The organism is Pseudomonas sp. PS01300, from assembly GCF_029960155.1.
GTDB lineage: Bacteria > Pseudomonadota > Gammaproteobacteria > Pseudomonadales > Pseudomonadaceae > Aquipseudomonas > Aquipseudomonas palmensis.
The window spans coordinates 22,621-37,286 of sequence record NZ_JASCPN010000054.1 but is presented as its reverse complement, the minus strand read 5'-3'; the positions used below and the strand labels follow the sequence as shown (position 1 = coordinate 37,286).

Below are 14,666 nucleotides of genomic sequence, written 5' to 3'. Positions count from 1 at the left end.
CGCCTGCACCGCGTGCAGGCGCGCCAGGGTGGCCTCGCGCTGCGCGGGGTCGAGCTTGCCCTTCTCCACCCGCTTGCCCAGTTGCACACCCAGCCCCTCGATGGCCGCGCTCGCCGCCCCCGGGCGGCTGTCGTGCAGCAGCACCGGATGCCCGGCCTGCGCCGCCACCTGGGCAATGCCGGCGCCCATGGCCCCGGCACCGATCACCGCCACCACAACGCTTGTGTCCAGTGCGCTCATGCTCAGCACCCCTTGAACACGGGGGCGCGCTTGGCCATGAAGGCGGCCACGCCCTCGCGGTAGTCCTCGCTGCGCCCGGCCAGGCGTTGCAGGTCGCGCTCCAGGTCCAGTTGCTGGTCAAGGCTGTTGTCCAGGCTGGCATTGAGCCCGCGCTTGATCAGTGCCAGGCCCGAGGTGGGCTGTGTCGCCAGCTGTCGCGCCAGGCCCAGGGCCTCGTCGCGCAGGGCCTCGTCGTCGACACAGCGGTAGATCAGCCCCCACTGCTCGGCCTGCTCGGCCGACAGCTTGTTGCCCAGCAGCGCCAGGGCCTTGGCCCGCGCCACGCCGACCAGCCGCGGCAGGAACCAGGTACCGCCCGAGTCGGGCACCAGGCCGAGTTTGCAGAACGCCTGGATGAAGCTGGCCGAACGCGCCGCCAGCACCAGGTCGCAGGCCAGCGGGATGTTCGCCCCGGCGCCGGCGGCCACGCCATTGACCGCGCAGATCACCGGCAGCGGCAAATCGCGCAGGGCGCGAATCAGCGGGTTGTAGAATTTTTCGATGGACTCGCCCAGGTCGGGCATCTGCGCACCGGGCGCGACGTTGCGGTCGGACAGGTCCTGCCCGGCACAGAAGCCGCGCCCCTCACCGGTAAGCAGCAGCACACGCACCTGGGCATTGGCGCGTACCTGCTTGAGTGCCTCCTTCACTTCGGCGTGCATCTGCGCGTTGAAGCTGTTGAGTTGCTCGGGACGGTTCAGGCGCAGAAAGGCCACGCCGTCGTCTATGTCGAAAAGAATGTGCTCGAAGGTCATGACCAGTACCGCTCGCAAGGTTGAAGTAAAAGGGGCCGGCGCACTCAGCGGCCGGTGAACACCGGTGCGCGTTTTTCGCGAAAGGCACTGATGCCCTCGCGCCGGTCATCGGTGGCGGCCAGCACGGTGAAGGCGTGGCGCTCGAAACGCAGGCCGCTGGCAAGGTCGGTGTCCATGGCCTTGAGCAGCGATTCCTTGGCCAGGCGCACGGCCAGCGGGGCCTTGCGCGCGATGGCCTGGGCGATCTGCACCGCGCGCTCGACGGTGAATTCGGGTTGGGTGATTTCGCTGACCAGGCCGGCCTGTTGCGCGGTGCGCGCATCGATGGGCTCGCCGGTGAGCACCATCTGCATGGCCATGGACTTGCCCACCGCGCGCAGCAGACGCTGGGTGCCGCCGGCGCCAGGCATGATGCCCAGGTTGATTTCCGGCTGGCCGAAACGCGCATCCACGCCCGCCACGATGATGTCGGCGTGCATCGCCAGCTCGCAGCCACCGCCCAGGGCAAAGCCGTTGACGGCCGCCACCAGGGGCTTGCTGAAGCGGCTGATCTGCTGCCAACAGGCAACACGCGGGTCGTTGAGGATGCCCACCGCATCGCGCTCGGCCATCTCGTTGATGTCGGCGCCGGCGGCAAACGCCTTGCGGCTGCCGGTGAGCACCACGGCGCGGCAGCTGTCGTCACGCTCCAGGCGCTCGAGTTCGGCTGCCAGCTCGCCGAGCAGGCGGGTGTTGAGGGCATTGAGCACCTCGGGGCGGTGCAGCGTCACCAGGCAGATGCCGGCGTGGGAGTTATCAAGCAACAGGGTGTCAGGCATGACGGTCACCGCACGGGCCAGTCGAGGCTGGCTGTTATTGTTGGGTCGAGGCCGATTGCGGCAGAGTATAGCCACAATACGATACACAAAATCAACATTACCGCGACTTGTCTGTGTCTATTTATTTTCCATGCGTGCCAAACAAACCCAGCAAACACTGCGTTTATCGCGAGTAAAGCGCCAAGAAGCGATACATCGAAGCATTGCAAACAAGTAACAATACGTTATATTCGCTGTCATCCCCGTCCACAGGAAACCGACATGACCTGCTACAGCCTTGGCGGAATCACCCCGGTCATCGACCCCAGCGCCTACGTGCACCCTTCGGCGGTGCTGATTGGCGACGTGATCGTCGGCCCCGACTGCTATGTAGGCCCGCTGGCCAGCCTGCGCGGCGATTTCGGACGCATCATTCTCGAACAGGGCGCCAACCTGCAGGACACCTGCGTGATGCACGGCTTCCCCGACAGCGACACGGTGATCGAGCGCAACGGGCACGTGGGCCACGGCGCCGTGCTGCACGGCTGCCGCATCGGTGCCGATGCGCTGGTGGGCATGAATGCGGTGGTCATGGACGGCGCCGTGATCGGTGCCTGCTCGATCGTCGGTGCCACCGCCTTCGTCAAGGCCGGCTTCGACTGCCCGCCCCGCTCGCTGGTGGTGGGCTCGCCGGCCCAGGTAAAACGCAGCCTGAGCGACGCTGAAGTGCACTGGAAGCAGGGCGGCACGGGCGAGTACCACGCACTGACCCGGCGCTGCCTGGAGCAGATGGTGGAATGCAGCCCCTTGAGCCAACCCGAACAGGACCGCAGACGTGTCAGCGACAGTACGTTCCGCCCGAAAAACCACACGGCCTGAAGTGCCGGCGGCAACGCTGGCCTTGAAGGACAAACGGCAGTTATATTCCGGGGTTTCACCCAGCGGATCCTCCATGTCGTCGCTCGCGCCCCTCAATCAGCTCGTCACCCGCTTCCAGGAACAGATCCCGATCCGTGCCAGTTCGCTGATCGTCACCCTGTATGGCGATGCCATCGAACCCCACGGCGGCACCGTGTGGCTGGGCAGCCTGATCCAGTTGCTCGAGCCCTTCGGCATCAACGAGCGGCTGATCCGCACCTCGATGTTCCGCCTGACCAAGGAAGGCTGGCTGACCGCCGAAAAGGTCGGCCGGCGCAGCTACTACAGCCTCACCGGTGCCGGGCGGCGGCGTTTCGACAAGGCCTTCAAGCGGGTGTACAGCTCGGTGGTGCCGCAGTGGGATGGCTCCTGGCACCTGGCGATGCTCACCCAGCTGTCTGCCGACAAGCGCAAGCAGGTGCGCGAAGAGCTCGAATGGCAGGGCTTTGGCGCCATCTCGCCGGTGGTGCTGGCCAGCCCGCGGGCCGACCGCACCGACATCAACGCCACCCTGCTGGACCTGGACGCGCTGGAAGACACCATCCTGTTCGAGACCACCGGCCAGGACGTGATGGCCTCCCGCGCCTTGCGTGCCCAGGTGCGCGAAAGCTGGCGTATCGAGGAACTGGGGGCGCAGTACAGCGAGTTCATCCAGCTGTTTCGCCCGGTGTGGCAGGCGCTGCGCGAGCAGGACAGCCTGCAGCCGATGGACTGCTTCATGGTGCGCCTGTTGCTGATTCACGAGTACCGCAAGCTGCTGCTGCGCGACCCGCACCTGCCCGACGAACTGCTGCCGGGCGACTGGGAGGGCCGCGCCGCACGCCAGCTGTGCCGCAACCTGTACCGACTGACCTGTGCCCCGGCCGAACAGTGGCTGAGCAGTGCGATGGAAACCGCAGACGGCCCGCTGCCCGATGCCAGCGAAAACTTCTACCGGCGCTTCGGCGGGCTGCGCTAACCTGCAGCGCGTGCCCCCAGCCATCACATGCACCCTAACAACAATGCCAGGTGTGAGGTGTGACCCATGAATACCGCTACTGCCCAGCAGCACTTCCAGCAATGGCTGGCCGACATCAACCATGCCTGCGGCGAGTTCGACGGTGCCGCGCTGGGGGATGCGTTCAGCGGTGAGATTCGCCCCCGCCAGCTGGGCGCCCTGCGCTTCAGTCACGTGAGCAGCTCTCACGCGCGGCTGCTGCGCACGCCGCGCGAGGTGCAGCGCAGCAGCGAACACAAGTACTTTGCGGTGTTCCAGCTCAAGGGCATGGCCAACATGGCCCAGGACGACGCCCGCGAAGTGCTGATGCCGGGGGACATCCTGCTGATCGACAGTGCACGCCCCAGCGACTTCACCTTTGGCGATGCCTCCCAGCAGATCTCGCTGATACTGCCCCACGACCGGGTCGACCAGCTGCTGCGCTTCACCCCGGTGGAGATCGGGCGCAAGATCCCGGCCGGCTCGCCGGTCGCCCTGCTCGCCCAGCAGATGCTGTTGTCCTCGACCCAGCTGGACGAGGTGAGCCTGGCCGAAAGCGAAGCGGTGATCGATGCGCTGATCAGCCTGATGCGCCCGGCACTGTGCGGCAGCGACAGCAACCCCGACCCGCATGAACGCATCTTTCGCAAAAGCCTGGCGCTGATCGAGACGCACATTGCCGACGAGGCGCTGTGCCCGGAGATGATCGCGCGCGACATCGGCGTGTCGATGCGCGGGCTGTACCGGGTGTTCGCCAAGAAGGGCCTGGTGATCGCGCAGTACATCAAGAACCGGCGCCTGGACATCTGCGCCGAAACCCTGCGCAACCCGCAGTCGACCCTCAAGCTGTCGGCGCTGGGGTACACCTGGGGCTTCTCCAACAGCAGCTACTTCACCACCGCGTTCAAGCAGCGCTTCGGCGTGTCGCCCGGCGAGTACCGCAAGCGCTACAGCTGAGCGCCTGCGGCCTGCCAGCCGCCTCAGTGGCGGATGCACACCGACTTGGTCTCGGTGAAGGCGTCCAGCCAGTCGACGCCGAAATCACGCCCGGTACCGGATTGCTTGAAGCCGCCAAACGGCATGTTGGCATCGATCAGGGTGTGGCTGTTGACCCACACGGTGCCGGCCTCGATGCGCGGGGTGAGGTCCATGGCCGACTTGAGGCTGGTGGTCCACAGGCTGGCGGTCAGGCCATAGTCGCTGTCGTTGGCGCGGGCCAGCGCTTCTTCCACATCGGCCACGCGGGTCAGGCTCAGCACCGGGCCGAACACTTCGCTGCGGGTCAGGCGCAGGTTGTCGTCGGGGTTGAGGATCAATGACGGGCTGACGTAGTAGCCATTGGCATCCGGCGCGCTGGCACCGCTGATGATCTGCGCGCCCTGCTCGCGGGCATCGGCCAGATAGGCCTGCACCGACTGCTGGTGCGCGCCGGAAGCCAGGGCGTTGATCTGCGCGCTGGGGTCCAGGCCCGGGCCTACGCTCAGCCTCTTGATCGCCTGCTCGAAGTCCGCTGCCAGGCGGTCGAACAGCGGCGCCTCGACATAGATACGCGAACTGGCAGCGCACACCTGCCCCTGGTTGAGGAAGCTGCCCATCATCAGGCCTTCGATCACCTGCTGCGGATCGGCGTCGGCCAGCACGATGGCCGGGTTCTTGCCACCCAGCTCCAGTGACAGGCGCGTCAGGCGATCGACCGCCGAACGGGCAATGTGCTTGCCGGTGGCGGTAGAGCCGGTAAAGCTGATCTTCGCCACCCGCGGGTGGCTGGTGAGGGCGCTGCCGCATACGCTGCCGCTGCCGGTGATCAGGTTGAACACGCCGTCCGGGATGCCGGCCTCGGTGGCCAGCTCGGCCATGCGCATCAGGGTCAACGGGGTGATCTCGGAGGGCTTGATGACGATCGAGCAGCCGGCCGCCAGGGCGGGCATCACCTTCCACATGCCGATCATCAGCGGGAAGTTCCACGGCACGATGCCAGCCACCACGCCGACCGGCTCCTTGCGCGTATAGGCGGTGTAGCGGGCACCTTCGGGCACCGGGATCGACACATCCAGGGTGCGCCCGCAGATCTTGGTGGTGAGGCCGGCGGTGTAGCGCATCCAGTTCAGGGTACTGCCGACTTCGAAGGCGCGGGCGATGTTGATCGACTTGCCTTGTTCCAGGGTTTCGAGCTGGGCCAGCTCTTCACCGTGCTGTTCGAGCAAATCGGCGTAGCGCAGCAGGATACGCTCGCGCTCGGCCGGGGCGCGGCGCGCCCACACGCCACTGACGAATGCCCGATGCGCCGATTGCACGGCCTGGTCGACATCCTCGGCGCTGGCATCGGGGGTCACGGCAATGGGTTGGCCGTTGGCCGGGTTGAAGACGGTAAGGGTCTGGCTGGAGGTGGACGGCCGCCAGCCGCCATTGATGTACAGGCCGTGTTGGCGTCCGAGAAAACGCTGGACACTGGCTAGCAGGGGTACGGTGCCGGCAGTCATGAACACTCCTTTTGTTATGGTTGGGAACATCCCAGGAGAGTGTATGGCGCCGCCGCAGGCGGGATGTTTCGCTGGCTGCCAGGGTGGTTGGCGAGTGTGCCAATGTGGTGGGTGGTGTGGCTGTTCGCCAGCAAGGCTGGCTCCTACAGGAGCAGGCCTTGCCGGCGAATGGGTGCGGGTCAGCGCAGGCGGGTACGGATCCGGTGGCACACGTTGAGCACCTGCTCCACCTCGCCCTCGCCCAGGTCGATCTTGCACGCCATGTTGCTGAACACCTGCGCCGCCTCGGCCTTGAGCTCACGGCCCTTGTCGGTCAGCAGCAGGTTGCGCCGGCGTCGGTCGCTGGGGTCCAGGTACACGGTGATGAACCCCGCATCCGCCAGGCGCTTGACGATTGGCGTCAACGTGCCCAGGTCGAACAGGGTGAGCTCGCTCAAGGCGCTGATCGACACATCATCCTTGCCCCACAACCCGGCCATCACCAGCAGTTGCGGGTAGGTGACGCCACGGCGCTTGAGCGGTTCGGCATAGTCCCGAACCATGGCGTTGGCTGTCGAATACAGCGAGAAACACAGCATCTTGTCGAAGTCGAACGTCGGGTCAAGCATGCACACCTCCCGCGACGCGGCTGTAGTGATGCACCGCGTCGACCAGTACTGCAACCGCCTCTGGCGAAGTGGCCGGCGAAATGCCCTGCCCCAGGTTGAACACGTGGCCGAAACCGGCCGCCGGTGGTCCGAACGTCTGCAGGGTGCGTCGCACCTCGCGGCGAATGCTCGCCTCGTCTGCCAGCAGCACGGCCGGGTCGAGGTTGCCCTGCAGCGCCACGCAGTTGCCCACCAGCTGGCGTGCCAGCGCCAGGTCACACGTCCAGTCCAGGCCCAGCGCATCGGCGCCGCTGTCGGCCAGCGGGCTGAGCCACTGGGCGCCACCACGGGTATGCACGATGGAGGGAATGCGCACGCCATGCTGGGTCTTGTGCAGGCGCGCCAGCACTTCACGCAGGTAATACAGGGAGAAACGCCGATAGGCAGCGTCGGCCAGCACACCGCCGAAGCTGTCCACCAGCATCACCGCCTGGGCGCCGGACTCGATCTGTGCATTGAGGTCGGCAGCCACCGCGTGACCGAGCACCTTGAGCAACCGGTGCAGCAGTTCCGGGCGACGGTAGAGCATCTTCTTGATCAACTGGCAGTCGCCCGGCGGGCCACCCTCGACCATGTAGCAGGCCAGGGTCCAGGGGCTTGCGGCAAAGCCCACCACCGGCACCTTGCCCTCCAGTTCGTGACGCACCTGGGCAAGGGTCTGGTAGGTGTGCTCCAGCGCCTCGGGTTCGGGTACGCGCAGGCGCTCGATGGCCGCCTCGTCACGCAAGGGGTGACGAAAGCGCGGGCCATCGCCGTTCACGCAGTACAGGCCCAGCCCCATGGCGTCGGGCAGGCTGAGCATGTCGGCGAACACCACGGCGGCGTCCAGGCTGAAACGGCGCAGCGGTTGCAGGCTGGCCTCGGTGGCCAGGTCCGGGTTCTTCACCAGGTCCAGGTACGAGCCGGCCCTGGCACGCAGGGCACGATGCTCGGGCAGGTAGCGGCCGGCCTGGCGCATCAGCCAGACAGGCGTATGCGCCGTGGGTTGGCGCAGCAAGGCCTTGATAAACGTATTATTGTGCAAGGACGGGTAACTCATGCTGGTTCGCGAAATTCACTGCACAGCTCATGACTGGCGCCGCGGGGCGGCATCGGCAATCGTGCTGCGCAAGGCGTGGAGCGTGGCGCGGTAATCGGGCTGGGAAAAGATCGCCGTACCGGCCACGAACATGTCGGCACCGGCCGCAGCGACCTGGCCGATGGTGTGAAGGTTGACCCCGCCATCCACTTCCAGGCGGATGTCACGGCCACTGGCATCGATCAGCTTGCGCGCTGCTTCGATCTTGGGCAAGACCGCCGGGATGAACGACTGCCCGCCGAAGCCGGGGTTGACCGACATCAGCAACAACAGGTCGAGCTTGTCGAACACATACTTGCATTCCTCCAGCCCTGTGGCCGGATTGAAGGCCAGGCCCGCCTTGCACCCCAGATCCTTGATCAGTTGCAGGGAGCGGTCCAGGTGAACGGTGGCCTCGGGGTGAATCGAGATGTAGTCGGCACCCGCCTCGGCAAATGCCTGGATCATCGGGTCCACGGGGGTGACCATCAGGTGCACATCCAGCGGCGCGGTGATGCCGTAGCTGCGCAGGGCCTTGCAGAACTGCGGCCCCATGGTCAGGTTGGGTACGTAGTGGTTGTCCATCACGTCGATGTGGATGACGTCGGCACCGGCAGCCAGAACCCGCTCGGCTTCCTCGCCCAACCGGGCAAAATCGGCCGCCAGCATCGACGGGGCAATCCAGAACTCTTTCACACGCCTACTCCGTTACTCATTGGCTATTCGTCGCACCGGGCCCTGCTCGTTTTGCGCAAGGGCGGTGTTGATCTGTGCGATCAGGCTGTCACTTGCCGCTTCGAGATGAAAATGGTGCCCGCCATCATGCCAGTGCACACGGCTGGCCCAGGGCAACGCTTTTTTGCGCTTGTCGAATTCCGGGCCGGCAAACAGGCCCTGGCGCCCGAGCATCACATGCAGCGGGCAACTGATCTGGCGCAGGAAGTCGCAGGCCTGACGCTCGGTCAGCTGCATCGGTTCGGGCAGCACCAGCCGCGGGTCGTGACGCCAGCGGTAGCCATCCCCCACGCTGAGCAGGTCGCGCATGGCCAGCAGGCGTGCCGAGGCCGGCGAGAGCAGGCCGTCGATACTGTTGCGCCGCTCGTTGACCGCCGCCTCGACGCTGCTGAACTGCACGCTGTCGGGGGCCGAGAACCCATGCAGGCGGGTGCGCAGGGCCAGGCGCATCAGGCGATGGGCCTTCTTCAGGTGCTCCACGGTGTCTTCTTCGGCGATGGTGAACGGAGCGCCCATGCCATCGAGGAAGATCATGCTGTCGATGGACTTGTTCATCGCCCCCAGGATCGACGCGATGCCGCTGCCCATGGAATGGCCGATCACCGAAAAGCGCTTCCAGCCCATGCACTCGACCAGGGTATTCATGTCGTCGGCATGTTCCCACAGATAGTAGCCACTGTCGGCACGCCGATGGTCCGAGCGTCCGTGCCCGGCGAGGTCCGGTGCCACCACGAAGCAATCCTTCAGGTACGGCGCCACCTGTTCGAACGAGGCGGCGTTGTCCAGCCAGCCATGCACGGCCAATACCGGATGAGCCCCCTCCTCGCCCCAGACCCGCAGGGCAAACGTCTGCCCGTTGACGTCCAGGGTCTGGTCCCTGCCTTTATTGCCAAGACGCATGTAGATACTCCCTGCGTAAGCACTGTTTCGAGGTAACGGGCAACACCCGCAGCGCCTGTCAGCCGGCGGCCGCCAGCTGCGCCGAGCGTGCCGTGTGTTGCAACTGCTTGAGGTCGAACTTGCCGTTGGCGGTGCGCGGCAAGGTGAGCTCGATACTGATTGCCAGTGGCACCTTGTGCGGCTCGAGCCCGGCGCGGCAGCGTTCGAGCAACTGCTCGGCGCTGAGCGTGACGCCCTGGCTCAAGGTCACGAAAGCCCACAGCCCTTCGCCGGCCGCAGCATCCTCGACACCGACCACCGCTGCCGCGTCGATGCCTGCCATGGCATAGAAGAAGTCTTCCACTTCCGCCGGGCTGACCTTCATGCCGCGGGACTTGATCACGTGGTCCATCCGGCCTTCGAAATACAGGTAGCCGTCTTCGTCCAGGTGGCAGTAGTCGCCGGTATGCAGCACGCTCTCCCCGGGATAGGGGCCTGGCTTGAGCTTTTTCGCCGTGGCCTGCGGGTTGCGCCAGTAGCCGGCCATGACCGTGGCGCCGCGAATCACCAACTGGCCCACCTGGTGGGCCTGGTCGATGCGCTGGCCGTGCTCGTCGATCAGCCACAACTCGGTGTTGGGAATGGCGATGCCGACGCTGCCCGGCTTGCTGTCGATGTCCTCTGGCGGCAGGTAGGTGCAGCGCTTGCACTCGGTCAGGCCGTACATGGAGAAGATCTGCGCCTGCGGAAACAGCGCCTTCATCTGCGCAATGTGCGGCGGCTTGAGCGCCGCGCCGGTATTGGTGACCATGCGCACGTGCTCGAAACTGGCGTTGCGCTTGCTCGCGTACTCATGCAGCAGCATGAGCATGGTGGGCACGAACGGGATGACCGTGATCTGGTACTGGCGGATCTTCTTGATCAGGAAGATCGGCCAGGTGAATTCCTTTTCCAGTACCAGGGTGGCGCCCGCGCTCAGCGCCATGATCATCTGGTACAGGCCATAGTCGAACGACAGCGGCAACGAGCAGAGCACGTGGTCGCTGTCGTTGTAGCCCAGGTAGGTGTGCAGCGACGACAGCGCCGCGAGCATGTTGCGATGGGTCAGCATCACGCCCTTGGGCTCGCCGGTGGACCCGGAGGTATAGATGATCGCGGCCAGGTCCAGGTCCAGCGTGCCGCAAGGCACCGGAGCTCCGTTGCCCTGCATCAGCACACCCTCGAAGGTGCGTGTCAGCGCCGAGTCGGCCTCGCCGTCCAGCAGCACGATGGTGCGCAGGTACGGCAGGCTCGGGGTGTCCACCGACAGGCTGGCGAACTTCTCCGAGGTGGTGATCAGCACCGAGGCCTCGGCGTCCCGCACGATGTAGTCAAGGCCCTCGGCGTGGGTCTCCAGGCCGACATTGACCACCACGCCACCGGCCTTGAGCACACCCCAGAAGGCACAGATGGTTTCTACCCGGTTGCCCAGGCACAGCACCACCCGTTCCTGACGCTGCAGGCCACAGGCCTGCAAGCCCGAGGCCAGCCGCGAACTGGAATCGTCGAGGTCGGCATAGGTGTAGGTTTCATCGGCATAGATGACTGCCGCCTTGCGCGGGTACAGGCCGTTGCTGGCCTCCAGTACCTGCTGCAGGAGCACGCTAGACCGGCTCATACTGTACCTCTGGCTGGCCTTGCGAGGCGGTTTCGGGGGCGTTCTGGCGGTTGGCGTCGATGTACTGCGCCAGCGTCGTCACGGTATTGAAGTGCCCGGGGGCAATGGTGTCGGGGTTGACGAAGAAGCCTTCGATCTCGTCCTCCAGGCTGACCAGCAGCTCCATCGAGGTGAGCGAGTCGAGCCCCAGGTGGTCACGCAGGTGCGAGTCGGCACGCACCTCGGTACTGGCTGGCAGCTTGAGCACCACCCGCAGGATCTCGATCAGTTGCGCCTGCGTGGCGCCGCTGGCCGTCACGCCCGGTGCGCTGCTGGCAGCAGGTGCGCTGGCCGGGGCGGCGAGCATGTCGTCCAGCGCCACGTCGGCGTGGCTGTCGCGGATCTCCAGTGCGGTCTGACGGGCCCTGGCCAGGAACAGGCGGCCGTGGCTGACGATCACCTCGGCCGGGTGACCATGGCTGTGGAACAGGGTGGGCGAGGCCGTGGGGCCATAGGCACCGGAGGCCGTCACCGCCAGCAGGTCGCCTTCGCTCAGGGTCTCGATGCGCACGTCACGCCCCAGCAGGTCGTCGGGGCTGCACAGCGGGCCGGAGATATGGTACTCGCGCAGCGGCGCGCCATTGCTGCCGGTGGCGTGCACGATGCGAAAATTGCGCTTGAGCACCTGGCCGCTGCCCGCCGCGGCACCGTGGCAGTTGGTGCCGCCGTCGGTCACGGCGAAGGTCTTGCCGTGGTTGTGCTTGATGTTGTCGACGGTGACCAGCAGCGCGCCGCATTTGCCGGCCACGAAACGGCCGGACTCGACGATGATGCGGGTACGCGGGAACTGGCGATGGAAACTGTCGAACAGCGGCGCCAGCAGCTGCTTGAGCTGACGGGTGTCGAGTTCCTTTTCGTTCTCGTAGTACTTGATGCCCAGGCCGCCGCCGACGTCGACCATGCTCAGGTCCAGGTCGTAGCGAAGGGTGAGGTTGCGGTACAGGTCGAGGATGTAGCTGGCATTGTCATACACCGACTGGGCGTCGAGGATCTTGGTGCCGTTGTAGACGTGAATGCCCTTGATATGCAGGTTGGGCAGCGCCAGGTACTGGCCGAAATTGGCCACTGCGGTGTCTTCCTCGATACCGAAGTGGGTCGGGCGCCCGCCCATCTTCCAGGGCGAGCCCGAGGCCGAGAAATTGGGATTGATGCGAATGGCCACCGGTGCGGTACAGCCCAGCGAGCCGGCCAGGGCAGAGAGCGCGCGCAGTTCGGTTTCGGATTCGACGACGATGGCGAACACCCCCACTTCCAGCGCCCGGCGGTGTTCCTCGGGCTTCTTGTAGGGGCCCAGGAAAATGATGTCCTGGGGTGCAACGCCCGCCTTCAGGGCGATTTCCAGCTCGCCCAGCGAACAGACCTCGGTGTTGCCGCCGTACGAACGGATCAGCTTCACCAGCGACAGATTCGGATTGACCTTGAGCGCGTAGAAGATATCCACGCAGTCGGGCAAGGCGTCGCGCAGTTCATTGAAACTGCTGCGCAGCACCGCCTCGTCATACAGGTAGGTAGGCGTACCGAATGTCGCCTTTGCCTGGAGGACCAATTCTTTGGAAAGCTTCATCTGTTGCTCCCTTCGTTATTATATTTTCCGGTGCCGAATGCGTGCGCGGGATGCGCACCTGCGTCGTCCCGTTAGCCCTGGCGCGTTAAGTGTCGTATCGGATCGCGCAACGCCTGCAACAACGACAGAAAGCCCCTGCCTGCAAAAACTTTGCGCGCAAAGTTTGTGAAATTCTCTACTGCGTTTCGCGGTGATGTCAAGATAATTCCAATGAACCCTGGCTGCGGCCGATGGTCACCCCGTTGACGGCGATTTAGGCCGCATAACAGCGTTCAAATGTCGCACCTGTTACAGATCAGTAGCGCTTTTGCCCAATGAATACAGGGCTTTTATCTGATCCGTATATAAGGCCTGTTTCTGAGTCTGTTTTGTCTGCGGCAGGCTTTCTAGAGTCAGCGCCTGTGCTCGTCCCGTCGGGGGGTGGGCTAGGAAGGAAACGCGGATAAACAGCCATGAGTACTCATCAACAGGCACAGGCCTACAACTACAAGGTGGTCCGGCAGTTCGTGGTCATGACGGTGGTGTGGGGCATCGTCGGCATGGCCATGGGCGTATGGATCGCCTCGCAACTGGTCTGGCCGGAGCTCAACCTGGACCTGCCCTGGACCACCTTCGGCCGCCTGCGCCCCCTGCACACCAGCCTGGTGATCTTCGGTTTCGCCGGCAGCGCGCAATTTGCCGCCAGCTACTACGCGGTGCAGCGCACCTGCCAGGTACGCCTCTACAGCGACTGGCTGACCGCCTTCACCTTCTGGGGCTGGCAGGCGACCATCGTGATCATGCTGCTGAGCCTGCCCCTGGGCCTTACCACCACCAAGGAATACGCCGAGATCGAATTCACCGGCGCGGTGTGGATGGCAATCGTGTGGGTGGCCTATGGCGTGGTGTTCTTCGGCACCCTGCTGCGCCGCAAGGGCACGCACATCTATGTCGGCAACTGGTTCTTCGGGGCCTTCATCGTGGTCATCGCGATGCTGCACGTGGTCAACCACCTGTCGATTCCGGTCAGCTGGTTCAAGTCCTACCCGGTGTACGCGGGGGCCACCGATGCGATGGTGCAGTGGTGGTACGGCCACAACGCGGTGGGCTTCTTCCTGACCACCGGCTTCCTGGGGATGATGTACTACTTCGTGCCCAAGCAGGTCGGCAAGCCGGTGTACTCCTACCGCCTGTCGATCGTGCACTTCTGGGCGCTGATCACCCTGTACATCTGGGCAGGCCCGCACCACCTGCACTACACCGCCCTGCCCGACTGGGCGCAGTCGCTGGGCATGGCGATGTCGATCATCCTGCTGGCCCCGAGCTGGGGCGGCATGATCAACGGCATGATGACCCTCTCGGGCGCCTGGCATAAGCTGCGCAGCGACCCGATCCTGCGTTTCCTGGTGCTGTCGCTGGCGTTCTACGGCATGTCGACCTTCGAAGGCCCGATGATGGCGATCAAGACCGTCAACGCCCTGTCGCACTACACCGACTGGACCATCGGCCACGTGCATGCGGGTGCGCTGGGCTGGGTGGCGATGATCACCTTCGGCGCGCTGTACCACATGATTCCCAAGGTGTTCGGCCGCGAGAAGATGTACAGCATCGGGCTGATCAACCTGCACTTCTGGCTGGCCACCATCGGTACCGTGCTGTACATCGCCTCGATGTGGGTCAACGGCATCACCCAGGGCCTGATGTGGCGCGCCATCAACGACGACGGCACCCTCACCTACTCGTTCGTGGAGGCACTGGTGGCCAGCCACCCGGGCTTCATCGTGCGCTTCGTCGGTGGCGTGTGCTTCCTGAGCGGGATGCTGCTGATGGCCTGGAACACCTGGCGCACGGTACGCGTGGCAGACCCGAAACTGGCACTGGACAACGCGCAGATGGCGTAAGGG

At 65.0% G+C, this 14,666-nt stretch carries 14 protein-coding genes; 4 read left to right on the top strand and 10 right to left on the bottom strand.

What is annotated here, in order from left to right:
- The 3 genes from QMX96_RS21140 to paaF form a co-directional block, all read right to left on the bottom strand.
- Window positions 1-240 (bottom strand): 3-hydroxyacyl-CoA dehydrogenase NAD-binding domain-containing protein (locus QMX96_RS21140; RefSeq protein ID WP_282362339.1); only part of this gene is annotated, 240 nt, incomplete at its 3' end.
- 2 nt (window positions 241-242) lie between these two features.
- A complete protein-coding gene (gene paaG, locus QMX96_RS21135; protein WP_043863010.1) occupies window positions 243-1,034 on the bottom strand; it encodes a 2-(1,2-epoxy-1,2-dihydrophenyl)acetyl-CoA isomerase PaaG in 792 nt (263 codons plus the stop codon).
- Between the two features lie 44 nt (window positions 1,035-1,078).
- Window positions 1,079-1,852: a 2,3-dehydroadipyl-CoA hydratase PaaF gene (gene paaF / locus QMX96_RS21130; RefSeq protein WP_054915468.1), complete on the bottom strand. Its 774-nt coding sequence runs from the start codon at window positions 1,850-1,852 to the stop codon at window positions 1,079-1,081.
- Window positions 1,853-2,113: 261 nt separating this feature from the next.
- On the opposite strand from paaF, the gene paaY reads away from it, so the two are divergent.
- From paaY to feaR, 3 genes are all read left to right on the top strand, one after another.
- Complete coding sequence (paaY, locus tag QMX96_RS21125) at window positions 2,114-2,710, top strand: phenylacetic acid degradation protein PaaY (protein ID WP_043863012.1); 597 nt, start codon at window positions 2,114-2,116, stop codon at window positions 2,708-2,710.
- Window positions 2,711-2,783: 73 nt separating this feature from the next.
- Complete coding sequence (gene paaX / locus QMX96_RS21120; RefSeq protein ID WP_054915441.1) at window positions 2,784-3,707, top strand: phenylacetic acid degradation operon negative regulatory protein PaaX; 924 nt, start codon at window positions 2,784-2,786, stop codon at window positions 3,705-3,707.
- 66 nt (window positions 3,708-3,773) lie between these two features.
- Window positions 3,774-4,682, top strand: coding sequence for a transcriptional regulator FeaR (gene feaR / locus QMX96_RS21115; protein WP_043863014.1), 909 nt, complete (start codon window positions 3,774-3,776; stop codon window positions 4,680-4,682).
- A gap of 23 nt (window positions 4,683-4,705) precedes the next feature.
- Here feaR and QMX96_RS21110 read toward each other — a convergent pair whose 3' ends face one another.
- The 7 genes from QMX96_RS21110 to QMX96_RS21080 all read right to left on the bottom strand — a co-directional run bounded on the left by QMX96_RS21110 (window position 4,706) and on the right by QMX96_RS21080 (window position 12,783).
- Window positions 4,706-6,205: an aldehyde dehydrogenase family protein gene (locus tag QMX96_RS21110; protein WP_282362338.1), complete on the bottom strand. Its 1,500-nt coding sequence runs from the start codon at window positions 6,203-6,205 to the stop codon at window positions 4,706-4,708.
- Window positions 6,206-6,384: 179 nt separating this feature from the next.
- Window positions 6,385-6,813 (bottom strand): MarR family transcriptional regulator, encoded by a 429-nt coding sequence (locus QMX96_RS21105; protein WP_043863016.1) that lies wholly within the window; start codon window positions 6,811-6,813, stop codon window positions 6,385-6,387.
- Complete coding sequence (gene hemE / locus QMX96_RS21100; protein WP_054915444.1) at window positions 6,806-7,891, bottom strand: uroporphyrinogen decarboxylase; 1,086 nt, start codon at window positions 7,889-7,891, stop codon at window positions 6,806-6,808. Before hemE ends, QMX96_RS21105 begins: the two co-directional genes overlap by 8 nt.
- Before the next feature lie 27 nt (window positions 7,892-7,918).
- The gene (gene rpe, locus QMX96_RS21095) at window positions 7,919-8,605 is read right to left on the bottom strand and encodes a ribulose-phosphate 3-epimerase (RefSeq protein WP_043863018.1); all 687 of its coding nucleotides are present in this window, start codon (window positions 8,603-8,605) and stop codon (window positions 7,919-7,921) included.
- A 12-nt stretch (window positions 8,606-8,617) separates the two neighbouring features.
- Window positions 8,618-9,544: an alpha/beta hydrolase gene (locus tag QMX96_RS21090; protein WP_043863019.1), complete on the bottom strand. Its 927-nt coding sequence runs from the start codon at window positions 9,542-9,544 to the stop codon at window positions 8,618-8,620.
- A 58-nt stretch (window positions 9,545-9,602) separates the two neighbouring features.
- Window positions 9,603-11,180, bottom strand: coding sequence for a class I adenylate-forming enzyme family protein (locus tag QMX96_RS21085; protein ID WP_052504287.1), 1,578 nt, complete (start codon window positions 11,178-11,180; stop codon window positions 9,603-9,605).
- A complete protein-coding gene (locus QMX96_RS21080; RefSeq protein WP_054915445.1) occupies window positions 11,167-12,783 on the bottom strand; it encodes a phosphopantetheine-binding protein in 1,617 nt (538 codons plus the stop codon). Before QMX96_RS21080 ends, QMX96_RS21085 begins: the two co-directional genes overlap by 14 nt.
- Window positions 12,784-13,235: 452 nt before the next feature.
- On the opposite strand from QMX96_RS21080, the gene ccoN reads away from it, so the two are divergent.
- A complete protein-coding gene (gene ccoN / locus QMX96_RS21075; RefSeq protein ID WP_043863022.1) occupies window positions 13,236-14,663 on the top strand; it encodes a cytochrome-c oxidase, cbb3-type subunit I in 1,428 nt (475 codons plus the stop codon).
- Window positions 14,664-14,666: the final 3 nt, after the last annotated feature.

What these genes read in the sequence shown, in the direction of transcription:
- QMX96_RS21110 (WP_282362338.1), bottom strand. Translation starts at nt 6,205, where the DNA reads ATGACTGCCGGCACCGTACCCCTGCTAGCCAGTGTCCAGCGTTTTCTC.
- QMX96_RS21105 (WP_043863016.1), bottom strand. Translation starts at nt 6,813, where the DNA reads ATGCTTGACCCGACGTTCGACTTCGACAAGATGCTGTGTTTCTCGCTG.
- paaY (WP_043863012.1), top strand. Translation starts at nt 2,114, where the DNA reads ATGACCTGCTACAGCCTTGGCGGAATCACCCCGGTCATCGACCCCAGC.
- QMX96_RS21080 (WP_054915445.1), bottom strand. Translation starts at nt 12,783, where the DNA reads ATGAAGCTTTCCAAAGAATTGGTCCTCCAGGCAAAGGCGACATTCGGT.
- hemE (WP_054915444.1), bottom strand. Translation starts at nt 7,891, where the DNA reads ATGAGTTACCCGTCCTTGCACAATAATACGTTTATCAAGGCCTTGCTG.
- paaX (WP_054915441.1), top strand. Translation starts at nt 2,784, where the DNA reads ATGTCGTCGCTCGCGCCCCTCAATCAGCTCGTCACCCGCTTCCAGGAA.
- paaF (WP_054915468.1), bottom strand. Translation starts at nt 1,852, where the DNA reads ATGCCTGACACCCTGTTGCTTGATAACTCCCACGCCGGCATCTGCCTG.
- QMX96_RS21090 (WP_043863019.1), bottom strand. Translation starts at nt 9,544, where the DNA reads ATGCGTCTTGGCAATAAAGGCAGGGACCAGACCCTGGACGTCAACGGG.
- paaG (WP_043863010.1), bottom strand. Translation starts at nt 1,034, where the DNA reads ATGACCTTCGAGCACATTCTTTTCGACATAGACGACGGCGTGGCCTTT.
- QMX96_RS21085 (WP_052504287.1), bottom strand. Translation starts at nt 11,180, where the DNA reads ATGAGCCGGTCTAGCGTGCTCCTGCAGCAGGTACTGGAGGCCAGCAAC.
- feaR (WP_043863014.1), top strand. Translation starts at nt 3,774, where the DNA reads ATGAATACCGCTACTGCCCAGCAGCACTTCCAGCAATGGCTGGCCGAC.
- ccoN (WP_043863022.1), top strand. Translation starts at nt 13,236, where the DNA reads ATGAGTACTCATCAACAGGCACAGGCCTACAACTACAAGGTGGTCCGG.